Source organism: Paracoccus nototheniae (assembly GCF_004335005.1).
In the GTDB taxonomy this organism is placed as follows: domain Bacteria; phylum Pseudomonadota; class Alphaproteobacteria; order Rhodobacterales; family Rhodobacteraceae; genus Paracoccus; species Paracoccus nototheniae.
Genome location: NZ_RQRT01000212.1, coordinates 1 through 426 on the forward strand (window position 1 = coordinate 1; position 426 = coordinate 426).

Consider the following 426-nt stretch of genomic DNA (forward strand, 5'->3'; position numbering starts at 1 on the left):
CTTCACGCACTGTTTAAACTCTAAGTAGATGAAGAGCGACATGATGAATGTAGAACGCTTCAAGGAGCTGTATGAACGTTTTGGCATATGGGCACCAGTAATAATAATTTCAATTACATTACTAAGAATATTGCTAAACCCCCAGAAGCTTAGAGAGTTCATGGATGCTTTCTCATATGCTCGACGAAGAAATATTAGAGATAAGGAAAAATATTTAGAATCTCCATACTTAGACGCACTGACACGGAAAAGCATACAAAAGCAGATAGCTGAAGACTATTTTTATCAATCTACTGGCATGAGGTTAGATTTTTATTTACGTCATGCTATTTTGGAGTTACATGAGCATTCAAAGGGTGACATAACTTTATCCAATTTTAAGAGAGCTAGAATTCACTTATCTTATGAGGACAATCGACTTAAAGT

1 protein-coding gene is annotated in these 426 nt (G+C 35.4%); it reads left to right on the plus strand.

The features are described from left to right. Window positions 1-40: 40 nt before the first annotated feature. Window positions 41-426, plus strand: a 386-nt coding sequence (locus tag EG885_RS23200; RefSeq protein WP_207392411.1) for a hypothetical protein, incomplete at its 3' end; no start/stop codon positions are given.